Below are 23,063 nucleotides of genomic sequence, written 5' to 3'. Positions count from 1 at the left end.
TCAATTTGAATTTTTACTAGATTCTTGATTACTTGTACCCTCTACGATATTAGTTGTCAAATGACTTGCAATTACATCCTTGAATACATTATCGTACTTTCCAGACATTTCTTTGATGCTGAGCTTCGTGCTGATATATTTAGCTATTTCTATTCTTTGCTCAAGAGCAATCTTAAATGTCTTTACAATTTCTATCGCTAATGCCTCCGGGGTAGCAGAAAGCTGCTTTCCGTCAAAATTAACTTCTAGTGCATCTGCAATATTTTCTATCGTTACTGCCCCAAAAAACTGTTCTCCATTGCGAATCGCCACTACAGGCCTTTCACAGGCAATCGCTTCAATGGCAACTCGTCCCTCACCTACTATTACATCTGCTGCACTATACCAGTAAGAAATATCGTCTGTAAAATCTTTGATTTCAATCAAGTTCTTATAATTTTCATTCCATGTTCTTGACTTTTCATTAAGTTCTTCTCTTAATGGTCCTTCACCGATAATAATCAATTTCACGTCCTTCTCTTGCTGTAGGACATGTTCCATACTATCAACTAAAATCAAGGATACAGCTCCCTTAATGCTGCTTAAACGGCTTACGTGTAAAATAATCTTACTATTTTGTGAGATACCTAGCCTATTTCTGGCTTCTTTTTTGTCCTGGGGTACAAATTTTGCAAAATCTATGCCATTATTGATGAAGCTAATTTGGCTACTTTTAAAGCCAAATTTATTAACTAATATATCTGTTAAATTTCTACTCACCACAATCATCTGTGAAAACATTTTTGCGTAGCCTTTCTTTATAAAGGCTCGGTGCCAGGGATCATGCATTGTCACGACAAAAGGAACATCTGTAAATTTATTTAATAAGTATGCCCAGATTCCAGCGGTTCTTTGCTGAGCGCTAATGATTTCAATTTTATTTTTTTTGATAACACCAGCCAATTTGTATAAATCCATAATCCACTGGAAGACATTAATTCCCCGTGCCTGCACTTCTACGATTTCCACATTCGCAAACTCTTGCCTGAGTCTTTGCAGTTTTTCAGTATTACTGCCTCGATTTACTGCGAGAATGATATTATGATCTGATAAACCTTTTATAAGAGCTTCCACATGGGTTTCAGCACCACCTACTCGCCATGGTTGGGAAAACAAAATTAAGATATTCAATTTATTAGCTCCCTACCTTCATTTCTTATTTTGAATAGATTGATACACCACATCAGCATTTAATGTTTCAAGGCACATTGGCTTCTTTGTACATTGGCGCTTCCAACAGCAAATACAAGGTACATCAGGGGTTAAAATACTATGATTTTCTCCATAAGGTCCATTTCGATTAGGATCAGTTGGTCCAAACATAGTTACTACCTGAGTGCCTACCGCCACTGCCAGATGCATGGGACCGGTATCACCGCCTACAAAAGTTCGTGATTTTTTTATGATATAGGCCAATTGTTTAAGAGAGGTTTTGCCTGTAAGGTCAATGGGGGGAATTTTCGTATTGGCAATTATTTCTTCTGCTAATCGTTTATCATTGGGTCCGCCGATTATCACTGGAATCATGTTGTTGTCATAGAATTGATCTGCCAACTTGGCAAAGTGAGTTGTTGGCCAGCATTTAGAAGGCCAGTTAGTACCTGGGGCAAGGACGACGTAGGGATTTTCTAGCCTTAATCCTGCATGGTTAGCTATCGCCTCTGCTTTTTGTACTTCAACTTCTGTGATGTTTATAGGAAATTGGACTTGATCTATTTTGCAGCCGAGGTGCTGTGCAACATCTAGATATCGGTCTACTACATGGCCATGTTCATGATTTCCACAAATTCGCTGACCGATTTTGTCACTTAGCTCTCGTGCGTTGCAATACACTAGGCGCTTGGGTGCACCACTGAGATAGGAGATGGCTGCGCTTTTGAATAGTCCTTGCAGATCAATGGCTAGGTCAAATTTGTGGGATTTGAGCAATTTTGAGAATGTATAGCCATTTGATAGTAGACCTGATAAGGATTTGAATTTAGGTTTATCGAAGATGATAATTTCATCTATATCAGGGTTGTTGGTTAAAAGATCATAGGCAGGTTTTTCTACTACCCAAGTGATACGAGCATCAGGGTAAGTCTGCTTCAAAGCATGAGCCACAGGCAAAGCGTGAATCACATCACCAATGGCACTAAGTTTTACAATAAGAATGTTTTTATACATATTAAAACCTCTAAAAAGATTTATTTAACCGCAGAGACGCAGAGAACACAGAGAGGGTTATTTTGATTTTATTACGCGTTTTATTCCATCACGTAAATATTTTGTATTAAAATTAATCAATAATCCCAGTTGTAACCCTGTAGTTTTTAAATATGACAACACTTGAGCCACATGTATATCAGCAAGTTCATTGACTGCTTTTAGCTCTATGATAAGGCATTGATCAACTAATAAATCTATCCGTCCCTCACCGACTGCCTTATCTTTATAATTGATATTAATTACTTTCTGTCGTTCTAGTGGAATATTTCTTAGTTGCAATTCATGTACCAATGCTTCTTCATATACACTTTCCAGATAACCAGGTCCTAAGATTCTATGAACTTCAATTGCTGCACCAATAACTTTATCTGTTAAAGCCGCCATACAATCTGTATTTTTCATTAAATCACCCTCTGCGCCCTCTGTGGTTCGTTAATCCTTCTTTATCTTCTTTATTATATTACTCGATGATTTGCCGATTACTTCGGGGATGAGGATGGTTTGGCCGCCGTGGCGGGAGACGATGGAGGATTCGGGGAGGTCTTTGATGTTATAGTCGCCGCCTTTAACGTAGATAGCAGGCCTTATTTGATCAATTAGATTTTCTGCTGTAGACTCTTCAAAGATCACTACGTAATCAACAGCAGAAAGAGCCGATAGAACTTCGGCTCGGTCATCTTGGGTATTGATTGGACGGGTTGGACCTTTGAGGGTACGTACAGATTGGTCACTGTTGAGACCTAGTATTAAACAGTCACCTAGGTCTCTGGCCGCTTTGAGATATCGAACATGTCCCACATGGAGAATGTCAAAACAGCCGTTGGTAAAAACAATTATTTTACCATCGGCTTTTAGTTGCTCTGTTATATTCTTTATTTGAATAGAATCTACTATTTTCATATTACACCTGCTTTATCTAAAGAAATTTTAACCGCAGAGAACACAGAGAGCACAGAGAAGGAATAAATAAAAGCATCATCATTTTTTTATACTTATGTTATAATTCCTCTGCGCCTCTGCGGTTAATTATTTTTCACTCGAAATGCTCACCGATGGCTTGGCGGAGTTCTTCTGGGGTTGTGGTTGCTGTGCCTGGTTTTTTTACTACGATGCCTGCTGCAAAATTGGACAAGCGGGCTGCATCCTTATAGGATGCCCCTGCTGCTAAGGCCAGGATCATGGTTGCTACGACTGTATCCCCTGCACCGGTGACATCATATACTTCACTTTTATTGGTCACAGGGATATGCGTAACGGTACCTGTTTTTTCAAATAAAGTCATACCGTCTGGTCCACGGCTAATTAGAATTGCCTTGGCATCTAGCTTTTCTAGGATTGTCTTACCAGCCGACAGTAGCGTAGCCTGATCTATAATATCATAACCTACTGCTGCTGCTGCTTCTGATTCATTTTGTTTAACAACTTCAATTCCACTATATTCCATTATATTATACCTCGAATCGACAATACAAGGAATATTCTTATCTCCACAAGTCTGTATAACATAACGCATTATATCTGGTGTGACGGTATGACTGCCATAGTCGCTAATCACTACGCCATGCATGTTCGATATATGAGCCGTGATGTACGCCTTGATGGATTGCTCAATTTCATGACCCAACGCTTCTTTCTTTTCCTTATCAATACGTACAATCTGCTGACGAACAGTCGCCTGTCCGCCCGCCATAACTCTTGTTTTAGTAATTGTAGGCCTGCCATTGTCAACTAACAAGCCGTTGGTATGAGCATTTTTAGTTGCTAGAATCCGGGCTAATTCCTGTCCTGCATAATCCTGCCCCACAACCCCTACTGCATATACGTTGCCACTTAATGTAGCTGTATTGTGTACAACATTAGCAGCACCTCCTGGAACAACTCGTTCTTCTGAGTGTTCTAATATCAATACAGGTGCTTCCCGGGAGATACGGGATATTTTCCCTTCTAGATATACATCAGCTACTATATCGCCAATTACCATAATATTGCGTTGTTCTATTCTTTGAATAATGGTTAATAATGATTTTTCCAAAACAAATAAACCCCTTTATTCCCTTACCATGCAATGGTTGATAGTTTTACATTTACTTGGCTGCGTTTCTCACGATAGGTGATATCAGCTTCCCAGCAATGTAAATTGCGGCGCCAGGTATAATCTAAATCTTTTAATTTTCCAGCGTCAATTTCATAATCTATTTTGACACCCACAGAATTCATTTTATCGACTTTATACATAAACCCAGTTTTTAACTCTCGATCGCTGTCAATTTTATCATATTCATAGACAGAAGTACCTGATTGATCATTGTAAGCATATCCTACCCAGGTTTCCAGTCTATCGTTTGGTCTTGCTGTTAGCTTCGTATTAAATCTCCATATATTATTGGAGGAATTATCATAGCCGTAATATCTTCTCTCATAACCTGCCCCTACATCTAAGGTAAGCTTTTTGCTTAGCTGGATCGTATTACGCTTAAAATACAAATTATAATCCTGCCGCCAGCCGGAGATATTTCCCTCTTTCCACTTGCCATTGCTAGCGGTAAAGTAGCCAGTCACCTTACCCATTTTTATTGGATCTAGCGTAAAGAGAAGCTCAGCTTCTTTCTTAATCCATTCATCATCACCATTCTCTTCATTGCTTTGGTACAATTTTAGACTGTAACCTTTTTGTTTACTAGTTAAACCAAAAGAAGGTTTAAGGCCATGCTGAGAATAATAATCTAGGTCAGCAAAAGCTGATAGTCTGTCCTCAATTGGATATTCTAAATGCTGTGAAATCGTTAAACCGTCTCCAGAATGGTAACCAATACTTGGAAAGGCACTTTTGGATTCCCCCTTCTTCAAAGAGGTCTGGTATTTTGGCATAGAGTAAATAACCACATTCTTAATCCAAAATTTAGCATTATATGCAACCATTTTTTCCCCAGGCCAGATTTCGATTCGATCTGCACTCATATGATAATCAGGCACAATGGCTGGACATTTCGTTGCTGTGGAATCATGGGCAATATATTTTTCAGGGTAAAATTCTAGGTTATTACTCGAAATATGTTCCTTACCTACTAGACCTTTTACATTATTCATATTTCCTATACGAGTAGTATAATTGTAATGGGTACCTGTGCCGACCAGCTCTGTACCAGGCTGCTGCAAGGTTGCTTTGCCGTCAATCCATACTTCAGTTGTTTTATTATTACCACGCATGAAATCTGTGGAAATAACGTCTGTATTTTGTTTGACTACTACATTGCCTTCAGCAAATACATCACCTGTTTCTTCACTGAATGACAACTTCTCAGCTTCAATTACAATCGGAGCTTTCTTCTCCTCTTTCGCTGCAATATTTTCTTGAGAATCTGTCTTCGATTTAGCTATTTCATTATTTTCTTTATCAGCAGCTTGTCCTGCCATAGAAGCACTCGAAACTAACATTAGCACGGATGCACAAACCATAAATTTCTTTATTTGCATTACTTTCTCCTATCGAAAAATATTTACCTATTACTATTATGCCCATCTAAAGGGCTATAAGAAAATGCTTCGCGGTCTATAAAACATGCAAAAAGAATCGAACCACAAAGACGCAAAGGACACAAAGGGGGTTACAAATACTGAACATCTCTATTAGAGACACAGAGGAAAGATAGATAGGGTTAATCTAATTTTATTCTATTATTATACCACTTTTCCTGTATAACTCCATACGGCAATATGTAGAAAAAGCCGTCTTATGACGGCTTTTGTAAAAATAAACCTATTCTTCTTTATTGTATCCCATAAACATTGGTATCCTCTTTGATTTGAATGTACATTTCAACACCGGCAGGAATATTTACTTCCTTACCATGTACAAAAGCACCACCGACAATGCCAACAGGTCCTAAGATAACCATGCCTGCTAGGGATGCCCCAGCTGCTGTAACTAAGGATTTATTTTCTTCTTTGGATTTATCCCCTAATAAGGTATTGATTCTGGTGCCATCAATGGTTTCTATCGTATCAAAGCTTACTTCTAATTCTGCATTGCGACCAAAGTTCTTCGCACCTTTCACTTTTTTGACAATCCCTTGTCCCTGAGATCCCTTTGGAATCACCAAGTGTCCATCTACATAGATATCATCTGCTGCTTCGAATAGAACTGAATCTCCTTGACGATTCGTACTTGTACTCAAAGGTGTAACTAATTTAATTTTTAACAAACTATCTTTATTCAAGGTTACATTGTTAATGGCTACTTCACCATTTGTATAAGCGAGTTTCAACAATTTAGAAAGACGATCATTGAGTGATCCTGTTGTACTATTTCCTGTTAAGATATGTTCTAAATTTTCAATTCGATTTTTAGCAGGCTGCACCGTCACAACGTGAGTAAGGGACCATTCGATGGCATTTAATTTAATGAGAAAGGAGGGTTGATCGATAAAATTATCAAAAGTCGAGGAATACAGCTTATCTGCTTGCGTTAGCAATGGATCTTTACTTTCTTTACCGTATATATCCTTCTCTAATGCGCTAACACGATCCACCAAAGCTCCTGTCATTTCTGTACCATAAAAGAACGTTTCAACTGCTATTACTTTGTTTAGGACTGTTTTCTCCCCAACATTGTTGGCAAAAGCGAACCCCATATTCGAACATATAAATAATGTAAGTATTGTTAAACTTATAAATTTACGCAACATGTACTGTATATCCCCCTTTGGTTTTATATTGTCTATCTATAAAGTTCATTCGCGATAACTGGAGAAATTTCCTGCTGGATTTTAAAAAACAAAAGAATGTGTTAACCACGGAGGTACAGAGGACACTGAGAAATGATTAAAAAAATTGAACCGCAAAGGCGCAAAGGTCACAAAGGGGTTTTACGTTCCTTTGTGTACTGCATAGCAGTATTGCGTCTTTGTGGTTCAAGGACTTGATTATCTTTAAATTTTCACATCGATGATGGCTGATACGCCTACGCCGTTGACACGGGAGAAGTTTACAGGGTTTTTACTGTCAATTGGGACTAGGGCTTTTACACGAAATTGTTTGCCGTTAAAGTTTCCTTCAATTTGCACAACGGCTTGGGTTCTGTCTATCAGATCCTGTGTGCCAATGACCTGAGCTGCCCCTATGTAACCACCACTGCCAAAGGTCAAGATTGGTACAACCTTGGTAGCAAATTCAGAACCGGCACCATGTTTAAAGGTCAAGGTATTGATAAAACCATTCAACTGACCCGCAAATTTATCAATCAGAATGGAAATCCCGCCAACCTTTAAAAGGTCGCCAAAAATAGCAGCTTGCGTAACTGGCACAACAGCTACAGATAACATACAAAAAGCCAATAGGCCAATGATAAACTTTTTCTTCATAATTTTTCCACCTTTCAAGATGATTTGGATATGTGTTTACTCTTTGAATTTATATCTTCGATATATTAATGATCATTTCCTGCTGGAAATGATAGGAAGCGTTGAAAGATACTCTGCTGAACACACCCCGCCTTTCAGGCACCCCTCTCTAGAGGGGATTAAAAGAAAAGCCGCTAACAAATGTTAGCAGCTTTTGATTAGAGCAATTCTTAGAAGAAGAACTCAACTTGTGCTTGAACGAATTTTGTTTTGTCAGTAGGAGCACCATCTGAAGCAGGCTTTAAATCAGCATATTTAACACGAAGTACAGTATTTAATACTGGAGTATAGTTGAATCCTACTTCATACCCTTTAGCACCATAACCATTATCACTTGCAGCAAGACTAGCTAAGTCATAGCCATTCTGACCATAAGCAGTATATGCTCCATCAAAAGTCGTTTTAGGTGCTGCATAAGCCTCTAAATGACGATAATTTACCCATGCACCATAGGAACCAACTTTCTTTTTATCTGCACCTTTATAAGCAAACTCAGCATAATAGGCTTTATTCTCAACGTCCACATCAGACTTACCATAAGAACCACTTAAAGACCAATTAGGTGCAAATTTTGTAGTAAAGCCAGCTTCCCAAACTTTAATTTTATCATCACCAAATGGTCCAAGTGGATCATCGTTATCTTTGAACTGATAGTATCCCCCATTCAAGTTTGTAGACTTTGAAGTTGCATAATTCAAGCCTAGACCAGTAACCTCTAAATGCGAATTCCAGTTAGTAACATCAGGAACATTACCCCAGACATCTGTATTATTTTCTTTACCATAAAAAAGGTTAGCTTTTAACTTGTTACCAAATTCAAAATTTACACCGTTTAATGTACTATCTATCATCAAACCAGTATTTAAGAAATAATCAAAACGACCGATAGTAGCAGTTGTACCTAATAATTGTCCTTTTACATAGGCATTATCCATAGTAACTTTGCCATCATCACCACCACGTAAGCTATTAACTGATTGCAAACGACCATAGTATGACCATTCATCATTGATCTGACCATTAAGATGTACACGAGTACGTAAGCCTAAAGAGTTAGAATTATGAACATCAGCATCATAATTTTCATATCTTAAGCGAGCTTCACCTGTTACTTTAATCGTGGAAGAGTTTTTTTCCAATTTCGTTACACGAACATTTAATCCTTCTAATTCTTCAGCGAATTCTACAGACAATTTGTCAATAGAAGCTTTTTGCTCAGCAGTTGCTTTATCGGAATGAGCCATTGCTTTTGCTACGATTTGGGCCATTTCATAACGACTGATCGTCTTGTCACCTCTGAAAGTGCCATCGCCATAACCGTCAACGATACCAGCATTAGCTAGTTTTGTTACCGCATCATAGGACCAATGTTTTGCAGGGACGTCTGTGAAAGGATTCGTTGCAGCGAATGATGTACCAGCTACGCTAAGTACCATTGCAGCTGCCAAGGAAGCTACTAATTTCTTTTTCATGTTAGAATCTCTCCTTAGGTTTTATTTTTTTGTTTTTTCCATGAACTCCACCTAAGAAAGGATATCTCTGAGTTTCCATGTTTCCTCAAGTTTATCCTTGTCAGGTTTACTGTTCATATCTATTCACTACTGCTAGAATCATCCATTTAGCAAAAGAAATGCTTTTACTTCTGAGTGTTTTTAAGCAGTGAAAGACCACCAAAATAAGACTTACACAAACTACTATATTCTATGTAATTAGAAATTACTCAATTGCTTTATATTCTTAAGATTTTATTAACGATTAAAGAAATTTTTACAAGTAATTTACATTTCTAATATTAACACAATCATTATCAATAGATCAAGCTAATTTTCTGAATTTACTATATTTTCTGTTTTCATAAATTAACGTTGCCTCCAAATTCTGCAACAGCCTGGTTTCTGCCTAGCATTCTTAACACACCCCGTCTTTCAACCCCCCCCCCTCTCTAGAGGGAAATAAAAAAGTAAAAAAGCCGCTAACAATTTGTTAGCGGCTTCTGTTTTTGAGCGATTCTTAGAAGAAAAACTCAACTTGTGCTTGGTAGAAATCTTGTTTATCAGTATAGGTATTATCGGTAGCTGGTTTTAGGTTAGCATATTTTACACGAAGAACAGTGTTTAATACTGGCGTATAGTTAAATCCAACTTCATAACCTTTAGCACCATAACCCATTTGACCAAGAGAAGTATATGCTCCATCAATGGTAGTTTTAGGAGCTGCATTAGCTTCTAAATTACGATAGTTAACCCACGCACCATAAGAACCAACTTTCTTTTTGTCAGCGCCTTTGTAGCCGATTTCAGCATAGTAGGCTGTATCTTCAGTGTCTGCATCAGATTCACCATAGGAACCACTTAAGCTCCAGTTAGGAGTGAATTGTGTTTTAAAACCAGCTTCCCAAACTTTCAAGGTATCATCACTAGTAGCATTCGTTAAATAGCCTGAGTCATTTTTGTCTTTAAACTGATAATAACCGCCATTCAAGGTAGTAGCTTTTGAAGCTGCATAACTCAAACCTAAGCCAGTTACTTCTAGGTAATCATCCATTACTTCCTTATCATTACCCCAAACATCTCTATTATTATCTTTACCATAGAATGCATTTGCTTTTAATACATTACCGAATTCAAAATTTACACCATTTAATGTACTATCAATCATCATACCATTGTTCAAGAAGTAATCAAAGCGACCGATTGTAGCAGTAGTGCCTGCGATATTCCCTTTTACATAGGCATTATCCATAGTTACATCTGTATCGCCTTCACCTTTTAAATTGTTCTCAGCTTGCAAACGACCATAGTATGACCAGTTGTCATTGATAGTTCCATCAAGATTGATACGAGTACGGAGTTTATAAGAGCTATCATGATTTGCATATTTATTGGAATAATCTTCATATCTCAAACGAGCTTCACCAGTTACTTTAATAGTGGAAGAATTCTTTTCCAATTTTGTTACGCGAACATTTAAGCCTTCTAATTCTTCAGCAAATTCTACGGACAATTTGTCAATAGAAGCTTTTTGCTCAGCAGTTGCTTTGTCGGAATGAGCCATTGCTTTTGCAACGATCTGTGCCATTTCATAACGGCTGATGGTTTTGTCACCTTTGAAAGTGCCATCGCCATAACCGTCAACAATACCTGCGTTAGCTAATTTTGTTACTGCATCATAGGACCAATGTTTTGCAGGAACGTCTGTGAAAGGATTTGTTGCAGCGAATGATGTACCAGCTACGCCAAGTACCATTGCAGCTGCCAAGGAAGCTACTAATTTCTTTTTCATGTTAAAATCTCTCCTTAGGTTTTATTTTTTGTCTTACTATGAACTCCACCTAAGAAAGGACATCTCTGAGTATCCATGTTCCCTCAAGGTTATCCTTGCCAGGTTTATTGTTCATATCTATTCACTACTGCTAGAATTTTCTAAGCAGTGAAAGACCATAAAAAAACAGAATCTCTATAAATAAGTATGTAATTATTTCGTTGATATTTTATTACTATTTATTAAGAATTTATTAACTATTGATGAAAATTTTAACAAAATCTTTACAATCTCAATAATACATCGACTTGACTAATAAGTCAAGTGAAATTTCAATTATTTAGGATAATTTTCACTAACCGCGCTCTGAGATGCCAGGAACATATATAGCATTAAAGGCATCTATTTTTAATAAAAAAGAGATCGCTGCTAGATGGCAGCGATCTCTTTTTTAACTTTTCTTAGAAAAAGAATTCAGCTTGTGCTTGGTAGAAATCAACCTTTTCAGAAGAAATAGCAGTTGGTTCAATTTTAGCATATTTCACACGAAGTACAGTATTTAATACAGGAGTATAGTTAAACCCTACTTCAAAGCCTTTACCACCATTAGCTTGGCCATGTTCTTTAGTGAATACGCCATTAAACGTAGTAGCAGGCGCTACAGTACCTTCAATATTACGGTATTGAACCCATGCGCCATAAGATCCAACTTTACTTTTGTTAGCACCCTTATAGCCAATTTGAGCAAAGTATGCTGTATCTTCAGCATCAGCATCTGATTTTGCATATGAACCTAATAGATTGAAATTAGTTGCAAATTGGGTTTTGAATCCAGCTTCCCAGATTTTACGTTTATCCCCATCACCAAAATAGTTTGCATTATCTTTACTTTCATATTGATAATAACCACCATTAAGACTAGTAGCTTTCGATGCTGCATAGTTTAAGCCCACACCAGCTACAGTTAAATAGCCATTATCACTAGCTTTATTACCAAAAAGTTTATTGCTATTGTCTTTACCATAGAATACATTTGCTTTTACTACATTACCAAATGCTACATTCGCACCGTTTAATTGACTATCAATCAGCATACCATGATTCAAGAAATAGTCAAAGCGTCCGATAGTAGTAGTAGTGCCTGCGATATTCCCTTTTACATATGCATTATGCATAGTCACACTGGTATCAGTGTCACCTTTTAAATTATTTTCAGCCTGTAAGCGACCATAATAACTCCATTGATCGTTGATATTACCATTGAGGTGTATTCGATTACGTAATTTCCATGTTGCTCCAGTATCATCACTATAATCTTCATATCTCAAACGAGCTTCACCAGTTACTTTGATAGTGGAAGAATTTTTTTCCAATTTCGTTACACGAACATTCAAGCCTTCTAATTCGTCAGCAAATTCTACGGACAATTTGTCGATAGAAGCTTTTTGCTCAGCAGTTGCTTTGTCAGAATGAGCCATTGCTTTTGCGACGATTTGAGCCATTTCATAACGGCTGATGGTTTTGTCACCTTTGAAAGTGCCATCGCCATAACCGTCAACGATACCAGCGCTAGCTAGTTTGGTTACCGCGTCATAGGACCAATGTTTTGCAGGAACGTCTACGAAAGGGTTGGATGCAGCGAATGATGTACCAGCTACGCCAAGTACCATTGCAGCTGCCAAGGAAGCTACTAATTTCTTTTTCATGTTAGAATCTCTCCTTAGGTTTTTTTATTTTTGTTCGGTGATCTTACCATGATAAGCCTAAGAAGGGTTCCTAATTGAGTGTCCATGTTTCCTCAATCTCTCCTTATTAGTATCTTAATGCTGTCAGATCTTACCTCACTTTCTAGTATATTCTCCATAATATATTATTTTCCTTCTTACATTTTGTATATTTATACAAAAAATTTGTTAACTTTTTGTTAACTATTTGTTAACTTTTCCCAGATAACGTTCTGCCAGTATTACAGCAACATAGTCATCAACTGGCTGAGGCGGTGTTTGCATAGTCACAGGTATCAGACGCCAAAAGCCCTGAGGGGGATTTTCCTGCCAGTAGCGGCGGCGGCCATCGTCGGTCGTTCGGTATTCATCTACTAAAGTCACTTCAAGGAATTGTCCATTTATCAGGATTTTTTCTAATAGATTTTTGGCATCTTTGCTTGAAGTGCCATTTCCCATAATCACAGTTTTCGTATGGTACGTGCTAAGCCACTCTTTAATAATAGAAGGTAAGTCTTGGGTTGGTATGATATTCTTCTGCAGTACACCCTTTTCTTGATGGACTGCAGCAATACCGCATTTTTCTCGTCCTGGGTCGATGCTGATAATGGTTTGGTTAGTGGTCACGACACACCCCGCCTTTCAGGCACCCCTCTCTAGAGGGGAATATCTATTATAGTCAGTCACCCCTCTAGAAGGAATTTTCTATAATAAGGTTACTGTTCTATTTCTTTTGTTAGATTCCTTTGAAGCTTTTTGCATTTTTCGATTTGACGACATAGTTATATAACTCTAGTGATTACAAGCTTCTACTTTATATACTTATTGAGTGTGGCACCTGTACAAAAAAAGTCATCCACCTAATCAAAGGTTGGATGACTACAGAACAATTTACTGCGGGAATTGATTTATGCCAATTAGAATTTAGCTTCATAAACTAAACCGCCTGCCATAGTGGCGATCATGTCGTTCCGATCAAATTTTGAATCTGCCCATTTTTCTTTAGCATATGCGACTGTCCATACTGCTAAAAATCGCTCAACAGCTGTTAATTTCGTTTGCTTCTTTAACTGATCATTCATGATGTACCCCAAACCTAAATGAGCCCATTTATCCATCGCCATAGAGTCCTCAACTTGATGCACTGTATTTTCTGCACTACAAACTGGTATCATCAGTATAATAACAACGATGCATAATATAACAATTCGCATAAAGAATTCTCCTTCTTTTGTTTTAACTTATAAAGATCATTATTTGCTCCATCTCTTACCATCTATATCTTATTGCAGCATCCCTAAAATTTTTAAAACTTTTAAATAATCTCGTCGAATATTGATTTAAAGTACATTTTTATATCATAATAAAATACCATTTGAATTGTATTTGTATTCATCGGTAAACGATCAAAAACGATTATATGATTATACAACTTACATATAAAAAAACCGCTGGCATAAAGCCAACGGTTTCTGGGATGATGTTTTAGAAAAAGAACTCTGCTTGTGCTAGGTAGTATTTTGTCTTATCGGAAGAACTACCATCGGTTGTTGCTTTCAAATCAGCATATTTAACGGTAAGAACGGTATTCAAAATCGGAGTATAGCTCAATCCGATCTCGTACCCTTTGCCGCCGTCAGCTTGGGAATCAAATGCATAAGGACCATCGAAAGTAGTATAAGGAGCGGCATTGGCTTCTAAGTGGCGGTAGTTCACCCATGCGCCATAGGAACCAACTTCAGCTTGATCAGCACCTTTATAACCAATTTCCCCATAATAAGCGGTATCGCCTGTATTTGCATCAGACTTACCATATGAACCAGTTAATGAGAAGTTATTTGTTAATTGAGTTTTAAAGCCAGCTTCCCAGATTTTACGTTTATCTCCATCAGTATCAAAATAGCTGGAATCATCTTTATTTTCGAATTGATAATAACCGCCATTCAGACTAGTTGCTTTAGAAGCTGCATAATCCAAGCCTACACCAGCTACCGTTAAGTGTACATCGTCTTCAAGACCAAACACATCATTATTATTATCTTTACCATAGAATAGATTTGCTTTTACTACATTACCAACTTCAACATTGACACCATTCAGTGTACTATCAATCATTAAGCCATTATTCAGGAAGTAATCAAAGCGTCCAATCGTAGCGGTCGTTCCTAAAATTGGTCCTTTAACGAAAGCGTTATCCATTGTGACTTTCGTATCGCCTTCACCTTTTAAGTTATTCTCAGCTTGTAGGCGGCCATAGTAGGACCATTCATCATTAATCGCACCATCAAGGTTTATGCGAGACCGTAAGTTAAACCCACTATCCGTTTTATCCGTATCTTCAAATTTTAGACGAGCTTCTCCGCTCACTTTAATGGTCGAAGAATTTTTCTCCAATTTCGTTACCCGAACATTAAGTCCTTCTAATTCTTCCGCAAATTCTACGGATAATTTGTCGATAGAAGCTTTTTGCTGGGCAGTTGCTCTGTCAGAATGAGCTAGTGCTTTTGCAACGATTTGAGCCATTTCATAACGGCTGATGGTTTTGTCCCCTCTGAAAGTGCCATCGCCATAACCGTCAACAATACCAGCTTTAGCTAGTTTTGTTACCGCATCATAGGACCAGTGTTTTGCAGGGACGTCTGTGAAAGGATTGGTTGCAGCGAATGATGTACCGGCTATGCCAAGTACCATTGCAGCTGCAAGAGTTGCTACCATTTTCTTGTTCATGTTCGATTTCTCCTTAAGGTTAATTTTTTCCCTGAGTGAAATCTAAAAAGCTGATCTTGAGTTTCCAAGTTTCCTCAACTCCACACTTTTTAGAAAAATGCTCACTCTTGTGCATTTACTACAATACATGTAGTAAATCAGTCTTCTCAAACTAATACTTTACTAGGTATTTTATTTGATATTGATAATCATTCTATGTTTAATTGAATTATCCTGCTAATTTTGAAATTAATTTTTATTAGAAAAACGTTACGCGTCCTTTAAAACATATAAAATAAAGGAACCACAAAGGCGCAAAGGACACAAAGGGATATCATAAGACAAGCAAAAGCACCCCGGAGGGTGCTTTTGTAAAGAGTAGTTTTAGAATTTTACGTTAACAGCTGCAGAAGTACGTGCATTCATGTTATCGAAATCTTGGTATTTAACTTTTAAGTCAGCGTTCTTAGTAAGAGATTTATCGAATTGATATTCCATACCTTTAATTGCTTGATCAGTAGGAAGAGCAATTACATCTGCACTAGAGTAAGCGTTGTAAACACCGGCATCTGCATCTCTGTGAAGTACAGTCAATCCAAGTTTGTTAAGTTTCACACCAAAAGCAGTAGCGTCAGCGTCATTGGAATCGTTTTTAACATAGTCTGCAAGAGCAGTTACGCCGCTTGTAATTGGAGCTGAACCATTAATTCCATATGCTTTGTTATCGCCATTTTTTAGGTAATCAGCAGTTATTTTTGCACCAAAAATATTAACACCGTATTCAGCAGCATACATGCGTTCTGAATCTGCATCATTAGTACCAGTATTATTACCTGCATACAATTTCAAACCACCAGCTTGCAATCCAAGACCAGTCAATTTGTCATCAAACATAATACCTGATCCTAAAAGAACATCTTGACGACCTACAGTAGCATCAGCACCAAGAGCATTGAAAGATACGTTAGCAGTGTCTAATTTAATTCCAACTGTTTGGTTGTTTTCGTTAGGTTGGAAAGTTCCACTTAAGCGAGCGTTGTACTTAACGTCTTCATTGATGTTACCATCAAAGGAAACACGAGTACGAAGATCTGTTTTGTCGCCTTCATCTTCTACATTTGTATAACGTACACGAGCATCACCAGAAATTTTTACCATTTTGTCAATTTGATCTTGCATTCCTTCTACTTTTACACCCAATGTGTTTAATTCAGTAGCAAATTCTTTGGACAATTGATCTACAGTTGCTTTTTGGTCTGCATTCAAGGATTTAGTCATAGCATTTGCTACGATTTGTGCCATTTCATAACGAGTAACGGTTTTGTCGCCTCTGAAAGTGCCATCGCCATAACCTTCAACCACACCAGCTTGAGCCAATTTGTTTACTGCATCGTATGACCAGTGTTTTGCAGGTACATCGGAAAATGGGTTTGCGAATGCTGGTACTGCCATGCTGGCAGCCAGTGCAGTAGTCACTGCTACTTTTAAAAGTTTCTTGTTCATTTGGAAAGATCCCCCTTAAAATGTTGTTTTTTCGCGGGTGCTATCACCAACATGATAAGAGCTATTGAATCAAGGAGTGTTTCATGAGTTTCCACGTTTCCTCATTAGAACGTTCATCCTTGCATCATCTATCCCTTTCATGCCCCTGTCGCTTTTTACAGGTTCTAGTTTACATAATTCTATATATCTTTTTTTATTCCTGCTTAATACCCATGTGTAAATATTGGTAATTTCCTTTCTCTACAACGCATGACTATTTAGTCATTGAATGTTAAAAAAATATATATTGTTTACATAAACTTTATAACTATCTATTTCGCCAAAAGAAAAAAGAATCCTGCTTTAAAAGCAGGATTCCCCTCTGGTACTTTCTGTTAAATGGCTTTAACTCTACTTAGAGACCTCTTGAATATGCAACTCGATTTTTAAAGGTCCAGCCGTATATATATCATTTTTGGCCGTAGCCGTAATCGTAACCTTACCACTATACCGTTTTACTTTATTGACCGCATCATAAAAATCTGCACCATTAATCGCGCCTACTGTTCCCTGAATTGGATCTGGTAATATTCCCTTTTCTACCGCTGAAGCATTCACCTTCTGTAAAAAAGCCATGACACTTTCTTCTGGATGCTTCGCTTTAGAGCCGCCTTCTATAATAGACATGTAAATATTCTCATTCTGGGCATAAATCAGTCGATTTGGGAAAATCCCAATATGACCAACAACAGGCTCACCATATACCGTGTTGCCCCCTGCTGAGATACGGACAATCACATCCTCTGGATGATTCACTAAGGTGGCAACAATCTTATCAAAATCTTCCTGGGCAATCCACAAGACTCCCAGGTTTTTATTTTCAATCCCCAATTTCTCAATAATACCTTGGTTCGTTGTATAAATGGCTTCTTTTAATGCTAGCTCTGTATCCTCTTTACTTTTACCACCGGGAAGGGTAAAGGTAGATAGAATTTCACCTGCACGATAGATAATAGAGCCTTCCCGAACAACCTGGATGCCTTCTCCTAGCTTGGTTGTTAATTGATTTAAGCGATCCACGTCTTTTTCTAAGGTATCCTTAGATTGATTCAGTGATTGGACACGCAGATCCAACTGATTTTTAGTCTCCTGCAAGCTCGTTAAAGCTTGCTTAGAAGTTTCTAAATCTCCTTTTGCTTGCTCTAATTCTAAAGCAGTGCGGTCACGCTCTAGCATTACCGCTGTTAGTTCACTGCTAATGGCCCGCAAACGCTCTGCCGTATCTTTTACTTTCAGAGTCAGGGCGGCGTATTCTGCATTCTTAGATTCAAGGGCAACACGACTGGTATCCAATTCAACATTTTTACTGGCTACTTCCTGGGATAAAGTAGACAGCTTTTGTGCTAAGGCTTCCATACCAAAAAGAGCGGTACGCACATCCTTAGATACTAATGATAATACACCAATGGTAGACCCAGTAATCAGAATGCCGGTAATAATGGTAACGATAATAGAGGTATGCTTGGGGCGCAGACCAAAAATACTCAATTTCTTCTTGCCAACTTTTGTACCCAATTTATCACCAATATAGGCAATCGCTCCGCCTGTAATGGCTAAAACGGCAATGAGTGTAAAACCATACATGATGTGTGTACCTCCTTTCTATATCTACTGAAAAAAATGTTTTGAAACGCGAAGATGCGAAGTGCCAAGAAGGGCGAAGAGCACGAAGGGGTTTTGAACCACAGAGGCGCAGAGAGCGCTGAGGGATATTGGGTTAGAAAATTTCAGGAACACACCCCGTCACTACGTGCCACCCCTCTCAAGAGGGGATTATATTATCCCTCACATCTTTTCTCTGTGTTCTCTGCGTCTCTGCGGTTCGTTAAATCCTCACCGTGAGGCTTTGCGTACTAGGAGGGCACCTGCGATGATGCCGATGATATTGGGTATCCAAGCAGCGAGAACCACAGGAAGGGCACCGCCTTGTCCCAATGCTGTGAAAACTGTCATAATCGCATAATATACAAAGATGATAATAATACTAATTCCAAGACCTATGGAGGAACTAGAGCGGTTGGGCTGTAACCCTAATGGGGTGCCAATCAATGCAAAAACAAAACTGGCTACGGGAATCGCTAATCGCTGCTGCAATTCCATCTCATATTTTTTGGCGTTGACATACTCTCTGTCTAATATTTTAATATGCTGCTTTAATTCTTTAATTGTCATTTCATCTGGTTTTTTCTGTTCCCGAGAAATGGCAGTTGGCGCTTTTGCCATTGGCATAATCTGCTGTTCAAAGTGCATGGTACGCTCAAGGTTACCCTCCGCTGTCAAATCATGAATGACCCCATTGATCATGGTCCAACGATTATCCTGCCACACAGCTTTTTCTGCATTTTCTACCCGTACTAAAGTGCCATTATCAAATTCCTGCATCGATACCGCATACATGGTATTGGTCTCTTCTTCAAATTTACGAGCGTAAGTTAGTCTTTCTAATATATCGCCTTTGACATCTTTAATGATAATATGTTCCTGGGACTTGGGTGCCGTATTTTTTTGAATTTCATAGCGCACTACATAATTATATGCTGAATTGGATTGAGGAACTACCATTTCAGAGAAGAAGACAGCAAAAATACTGACGAAAAAAGCAATAACAAACACTGGAGCAGATAAACGATAAAAGCTAATGCCCCCGGAACGCATCGCGGTGATTTCACTAGAACCGGATAGTCGGCCAAAAGCTAGCAATGCTGCCAGCAGCATCGACATGGGGAAAGTTAAAACAACAATCGCTGGCAGGCTGTAAATGAATAATTTGACTACCGAATTCAAGGATGCTCCGTATTGAGTTACATATTGGGCAATTCTCATCAAAGTACTTGTGCCAATAAAAACACTGGAAAAGGAAGCAATACCAAATATAAAAGGACCTAGTAGTTCTTTGACTATATATTTATCAAGTATACGCATACAATTCTCCCTACTATTTTAAGCTGAAATTCTCTCCAAGGTAGAATTTCCTAGCAATTTCACTATTTGCAATGGTTATGGCATCACCGTGAATCAAAATCTGTCCCTCGTTTAAAATATATGCACGATCGACAATGCTTAATGTTTCCCGCACATTGTGATCCGTAATAAGCACACCAATTCCTCGTTGTTTTAAATATCCGATAATCTGCTGGATATCGGCTACAGCGATGGGGTCAACCCCAGCAAAAGGCTCATCGAGTAAGATGAAGGCTGGATCCGTAGTCAAGCAGCGAGCAATCTCTACACGGCGACGCTCCCCTCCAGACAGCTGGGAACCCTTTCGTTTTGCAACATGATTGATATTAAATTCATCTAGCAAACTTTCTGCCTTTTCCTTACGCTCAGAAGCAGTAAGTTTAGTCGTTTCTAGTATTGCCATAATATTATCTTCTACTGTAAGTTTTCGAAATACAGATGCTTCTTGAGGGAGATATCCTACACCAAAGTTCGAACGACGGTACATGGGCATATCAGTTACATCTTGATCATTAATGACAATCATCCCATCATTGGGGCGTTCTAGACCAACAATCATATAAAATGTAGTGGTTTTACCAGCACCATTTGGTCCCAATAAACCAACAACCTCGCCCTGATTGACTCTAAGACTGACACCATCTACCACATTACGATCTTTATAGGTTTTTACTAAGTTAAATGTTTCAATATACATATGAAAACTCCTTGCTCTAAAGCTGAGATATTTCTTGAGAGTTTGAACCGCAGAGACACAGAGAACGCAGAGAAAAGATAAATTAATTATTTTGAACCACAAAGACGCAAAGGACACAAAGGGGTTTTTATTAATAAATTATTGTTTGGGACTCTCCATAGTGTGCCGCATCAGCGGCATTGTGCCTTTGTGGTTCAAAAAGAGAAACGGACACTACCCATAGTGTTTTACTGCGGAGTTATAACTAACTTGCTGCGGCCTTGGACATCTATGACTTTATTGTCCATGTATAGAGTTAAAGTGTTTCCGGTTAGTACATTCCCCTCTTGTACTGCTCTGGCATTACCGGTTAAGACGGTTTTCCCCTGCTGATCTTTACTGCCATAATATACGGCATGATCTGCTACGGCATCTAGCTTACGTGCATCACTAACAATATGCACATCTCCCTGAGCCACGGCACGATCTTCACTAAAGAAGGATTCGATTTGGTTGGCTGTCAGGGTGCTGTCTTCTGTTTCTAAGCGTGCCCAGCCGTTAACGACGGCATACTGCCTGTCTGAATAATAATCAATTTGAGGACCGTCCAATCGACTGTTCCCTTTGGTTAATATCGGGTTACCGATGGCAACGATGTGATTATTATCATAGGAATTCACTTCTTCAGCTAACAATGTGGCATCTTCTTGTACAACCTGGACACCACCATATATATGAGCTTCTTTTGTTTTGCTGTTATATTCTGCATTAGTGCCCGTCATGACAGCATTCTCCTGCACGATGCGGACATTGCCCTGGGCTGTCATAATACCTTTTACTGAATCATATTCAATGGTATCTGCCGCCAGTTCTACTGGTTTATTAGAATCCGCATAACTATAGGAAATTACGCTAAGGGAGAGTACTAACCCAAGAGTTATATTCACTATTTTAGACTTCATTTGGACACTCCTCCTTTTACGACCTTAGCATTGCCAAATACTTTTATTTTCTCCATATTGGAATCACTCTCTATTTTATCCCCTGTAAGCACCGTATCATCTTTAGTAAAAATGACATTGCCAGAACCATATACTTTTTGGTCCGTACTCGACCAACGAGCCTCATTGGCTGTAAAAGTTGTGCCGTCACTTGCTGTAGCCTGCACTTTTACAGACATGGTAATGTCTTTTGTTTTGCTGTCCACAAATGCCTTTGGGGCTGTGATTTCAATTTTACCACCTTTTTCCTGATAAAAGGTTCCTACCAGATTTTTTAGTAGTACATTCTTTGTATCCACATCAATTTCAATGAACTCAGCCTTTAATTCCCACAGGGGTTTTCCATCCTTTTGTTCCACAATCGAATTTCCCACATAAGCGAGTTTCGAGGTTTGTTGATCCTTTGGCTCTTCCGGAGGAGTTTGGGTAAGGGGTTCATCTTTTAAAAAGTAATACAAACCACTTACTAGTATTATAATACAGGCAAGAATCATTCCTGCTTTCTTTTTCATGCCTGTTTACCTATCCTTTCCGGGGATATACTTTGCTCATACTTCACATTATCTTCAGAATAAGCTGTATTCCAGCGTTTTTGAAACCATAGCCATTCATCGGGATATTCTCGAATGGTGTTTTCAATAATATGCGTCATCTTAACTGTAATTTTATAGTTATCTTCTACTTCATTACCTGTATCTTCATAATAAAAAGGTTCATGAATGATAATTCGATGCCCGCCTTCGGGTTTACGAACCATAAAAACCGGTACAACAGGAGCCTTAAATTTTTTGGCAAACACTGTCGGTCCGATTGGAGTAGAAGACATTTTACCTAGAAATTCAATGAATAAGCCCGTAGTGCCTGCATCCTGATCCGCTAAAAATCCAAGAATTTTACCTTTTTTCAGAGCCCTTGCCGCACTGACTAATTCGGTAGTACCTCGGGCAAAAATTTCAATCCCCGCCATTTCGCGGTATTCATTTAGGATTCTAGTATGCTGGTCATTGGGCTGACGCTTAATCACAGCCGCCAGTGGAAAACCATCCATTGCCAAAGAAGCTCCCAGCCATTCCCAATTGCCCACATGAGCTGTAAGCAGAACCACACCTCGTCCTTGCTCTACTGCTTCAGCAAGAAAATGACGATTTTCTATCGTAATATATTGATGCAATCTATCTAACGTGAGAGCAGGCATATACAGCATCTCTACAAACGTTTGCCCCAATTTAATAAACAAACTGTCAATATGCTTTTGGGCAACTTCTAACGAAATTCCCAGCGATTCTTGTATCTGCAGTAAAGCTCGCCGCCTCTGCCGTGCAGCAATACGATAATATAGTTTGCCCAGAATCTTCCCTAACAATAAAACACCTTTATACGGTAATAAACAGATTAAAAAACTCAACACTTTTAGTAAATAGTACTGCCAAGCATTAGACATTGGCGACCTCCTTTCTGTAGGGGATGAACACATCCCGCCCTACGGCCCCCCTCTCAAAAGAGGGGAATTTATAGTAAAATATAAGGAACCACAGAGGCGCAGAGA

Annotated in this window: 21 protein-coding genes; all 21 read right to left on the bottom strand. The window is 38.5% G+C overall.

Going from position 1 to position 23,063, the window contains the following annotated elements; all coding sequences use genetic code 11:
• The 21 genes from JBW_RS03200 to JBW_RS03100 all read right to left on the bottom strand — a co-directional run bounded on the left by JBW_RS03200 (nucleotide 1) and on the right by JBW_RS03100 (nucleotide 22,958).
• Entirely contained in the window at nucleotides 1–1,170 is a 1,170-nt protein-coding gene (locus JBW_RS03200; protein WP_007959019.1) for a glycosyltransferase, read from the bottom strand.
• Nucleotides 1,171–1,188: 18 nt separating this feature from the next.
• The gene (gene waaF / locus JBW_RS03195) at nucleotides 1,189–2,205 is read right to left on the bottom strand and encodes a lipopolysaccharide heptosyltransferase II (RefSeq protein ID WP_007959018.1); all 1,017 of its coding nucleotides are present in this window, start codon (nucleotides 2,203–2,205) and stop codon (nucleotides 1,189–1,191) included.
• 57 nt (nucleotides 2,206–2,262) lie between these two features.
• The gene (locus tag JBW_RS03190; RefSeq protein WP_007959017.1) at nucleotides 2,263–2,649 is read right to left on the bottom strand and encodes a GxxExxY protein; all 387 of its coding nucleotides are present in this window, start codon (nucleotides 2,647–2,649) and stop codon (nucleotides 2,263–2,265) included.
• Between the two features lie 30 nt (nucleotides 2,650–2,679).
• Nucleotides 2,680–3,147, bottom strand: coding sequence for a D-glycero-beta-D-manno-heptose 1-phosphate adenylyltransferase (rfaE2, locus tag JBW_RS03185; RefSeq protein ID WP_007959007.1), 468 nt, complete (start codon nucleotides 3,145–3,147; stop codon nucleotides 2,680–2,682).
• A 133-nt stretch (nucleotides 3,148–3,280) separates the two neighbouring features.
• Nucleotides 3,281–4,279: a bifunctional heptose 7-phosphate kinase/heptose 1-phosphate adenyltransferase gene (locus tag JBW_RS03180; RefSeq protein WP_007959006.1), complete on the bottom strand. Its 999-nt coding sequence runs from the start codon at nucleotides 4,277–4,279 to the stop codon at nucleotides 3,281–3,283.
• A 23-nt stretch (nucleotides 4,280–4,302) separates the two neighbouring features.
• Entirely contained in the window at nucleotides 4,303–5,721 is a 1,419-nt protein-coding gene (locus tag JBW_RS03175; RefSeq protein ID WP_007959005.1) for an LPS export ABC transporter periplasmic protein LptC, read from the bottom strand.
• A 293-nt stretch (nucleotides 5,722–6,014) separates the two neighbouring features.
• Nucleotides 6,015–6,932, bottom strand: a complete 918-nt coding sequence (locus tag JBW_RS03170; protein ID WP_007959004.1) for a hypothetical protein — start codon at nucleotides 6,930–6,932, stop codon at nucleotides 6,015–6,017.
• Nucleotides 6,933–7,175: 243 nt separating this feature from the next.
• Entirely contained in the window at nucleotides 7,176–7,607 is a 432-nt protein-coding gene (locus JBW_RS03165) for a hypothetical protein (RefSeq protein WP_007959002.1), read from the bottom strand.
• A 209-nt stretch (nucleotides 7,608–7,816) separates the two neighbouring features.
• Complete coding sequence (locus tag JBW_RS03160) at nucleotides 7,817–9,118, bottom strand: UFO1_4202 family uranium-binding S-layer protein (protein ID WP_007959000.1); 1,302 nt, start codon at nucleotides 9,116–9,118, stop codon at nucleotides 7,817–7,819.
• 538 nt (nucleotides 9,119–9,656) lie between these two features.
• Nucleotides 9,657–10,928, bottom strand: coding sequence for a UFO1_4202 family uranium-binding S-layer protein (locus JBW_RS03155; RefSeq protein WP_007958999.1), 1,272 nt, complete (start codon nucleotides 10,926–10,928; stop codon nucleotides 9,657–9,659).
• A gap of 440 nt (nucleotides 10,929–11,368) precedes the next feature.
• On the bottom strand, nucleotides 11,369–12,613 hold the full coding sequence (locus JBW_RS03150) for a UFO1_4202 family uranium-binding S-layer protein (protein ID WP_007958998.1): 1,245 nt from the start codon (nucleotides 12,611–12,613) through the stop codon (nucleotides 11,369–11,371).
• 222 nt (nucleotides 12,614–12,835) lie between these two features.
• Nucleotides 12,836–13,258, bottom strand: a complete 423-nt coding sequence (locus tag JBW_RS03145; protein WP_007958993.1) for a resolvase — start codon at nucleotides 13,256–13,258, stop codon at nucleotides 12,836–12,838.
• Nucleotides 13,259–13,548: 290 nt separating this feature from the next.
• The gene (locus tag JBW_RS03140; protein WP_007958989.1) at nucleotides 13,549–13,845 is read right to left on the bottom strand and encodes a hypothetical protein; all 297 of its coding nucleotides are present in this window, start codon (nucleotides 13,843–13,845) and stop codon (nucleotides 13,549–13,551) included.
• Between the two features lie 271 nt (nucleotides 13,846–14,116).
• Nucleotides 14,117–15,358, bottom strand: coding sequence for a UFO1_4202 family uranium-binding S-layer protein (locus tag JBW_RS03135; RefSeq protein WP_007958987.1), 1,242 nt, complete (start codon nucleotides 15,356–15,358; stop codon nucleotides 14,117–14,119).
• A 363-nt stretch (nucleotides 15,359–15,721) separates the two neighbouring features.
• Complete coding sequence (locus tag JBW_RS03130; RefSeq protein WP_007958985.1) at nucleotides 15,722–16,840, bottom strand: S-layer homology domain-containing protein; 1,119 nt, start codon at nucleotides 16,838–16,840, stop codon at nucleotides 15,722–15,724.
• A gap of 390 nt (nucleotides 16,841–17,230) precedes the next feature.
• Complete coding sequence (locus tag JBW_RS03125; protein WP_007958983.1) at nucleotides 17,231–18,463, bottom strand: DUF3084 domain-containing protein; 1,233 nt, start codon at nucleotides 18,461–18,463, stop codon at nucleotides 17,231–17,233.
• A gap of 249 nt (nucleotides 18,464–18,712) precedes the next feature.
• Nucleotides 18,713–19,801, bottom strand: a complete 1,089-nt coding sequence (locus JBW_RS03120; protein WP_007958981.1) for an LptF/LptG family permease — start codon at nucleotides 19,799–19,801, stop codon at nucleotides 18,713–18,715.
• A gap of 13 nt (nucleotides 19,802–19,814) precedes the next feature.
• Complete coding sequence (lptB, locus tag JBW_RS03115; RefSeq protein ID WP_007958980.1) at nucleotides 19,815–20,537, bottom strand: LPS export ABC transporter ATP-binding protein; 723 nt, start codon at nucleotides 20,535–20,537, stop codon at nucleotides 19,815–19,817.
• Between the two features lie 227 nt (nucleotides 20,538–20,764).
• Nucleotides 20,765–21,478: an LptA/OstA family protein gene (locus tag JBW_RS03110; protein ID WP_007958978.1), complete on the bottom strand. Its 714-nt coding sequence runs from the start codon at nucleotides 21,476–21,478 to the stop codon at nucleotides 20,765–20,767.
• On the bottom strand, nucleotides 21,475–22,029 hold the full coding sequence (gene lptC / locus JBW_RS03105; RefSeq protein ID WP_007958975.1) for an LPS export ABC transporter periplasmic protein LptC: 555 nt from the start codon (nucleotides 22,027–22,029) through the stop codon (nucleotides 21,475–21,477). The genes JBW_RS03110 and lptC overlap by 4 nt, the downstream gene beginning before the upstream one ends.
• The gene (locus tag JBW_RS03100) at nucleotides 22,026–22,958 is read right to left on the bottom strand and encodes a lysophospholipid acyltransferase family protein (RefSeq protein ID WP_007958974.1); all 933 of its coding nucleotides are present in this window, start codon (nucleotides 22,956–22,958) and stop codon (nucleotides 22,026–22,028) included. The genes lptC and JBW_RS03100 overlap by 4 nt, the downstream gene beginning before the upstream one ends.
• Between the last annotated feature and the right edge of the window lie 105 nt (nucleotides 22,959–23,063).

Source organism: Pelosinus fermentans JBW45, from assembly GCF_000271665.2.
Taxonomy (GTDB): Bacteria; Bacillota; Negativicutes; order DSM-13327; family DSM-13327; genus Pelosinus; species Pelosinus baikalensis.
This window is presented reverse-complemented; position numbering and strand designations above follow the sequence as displayed.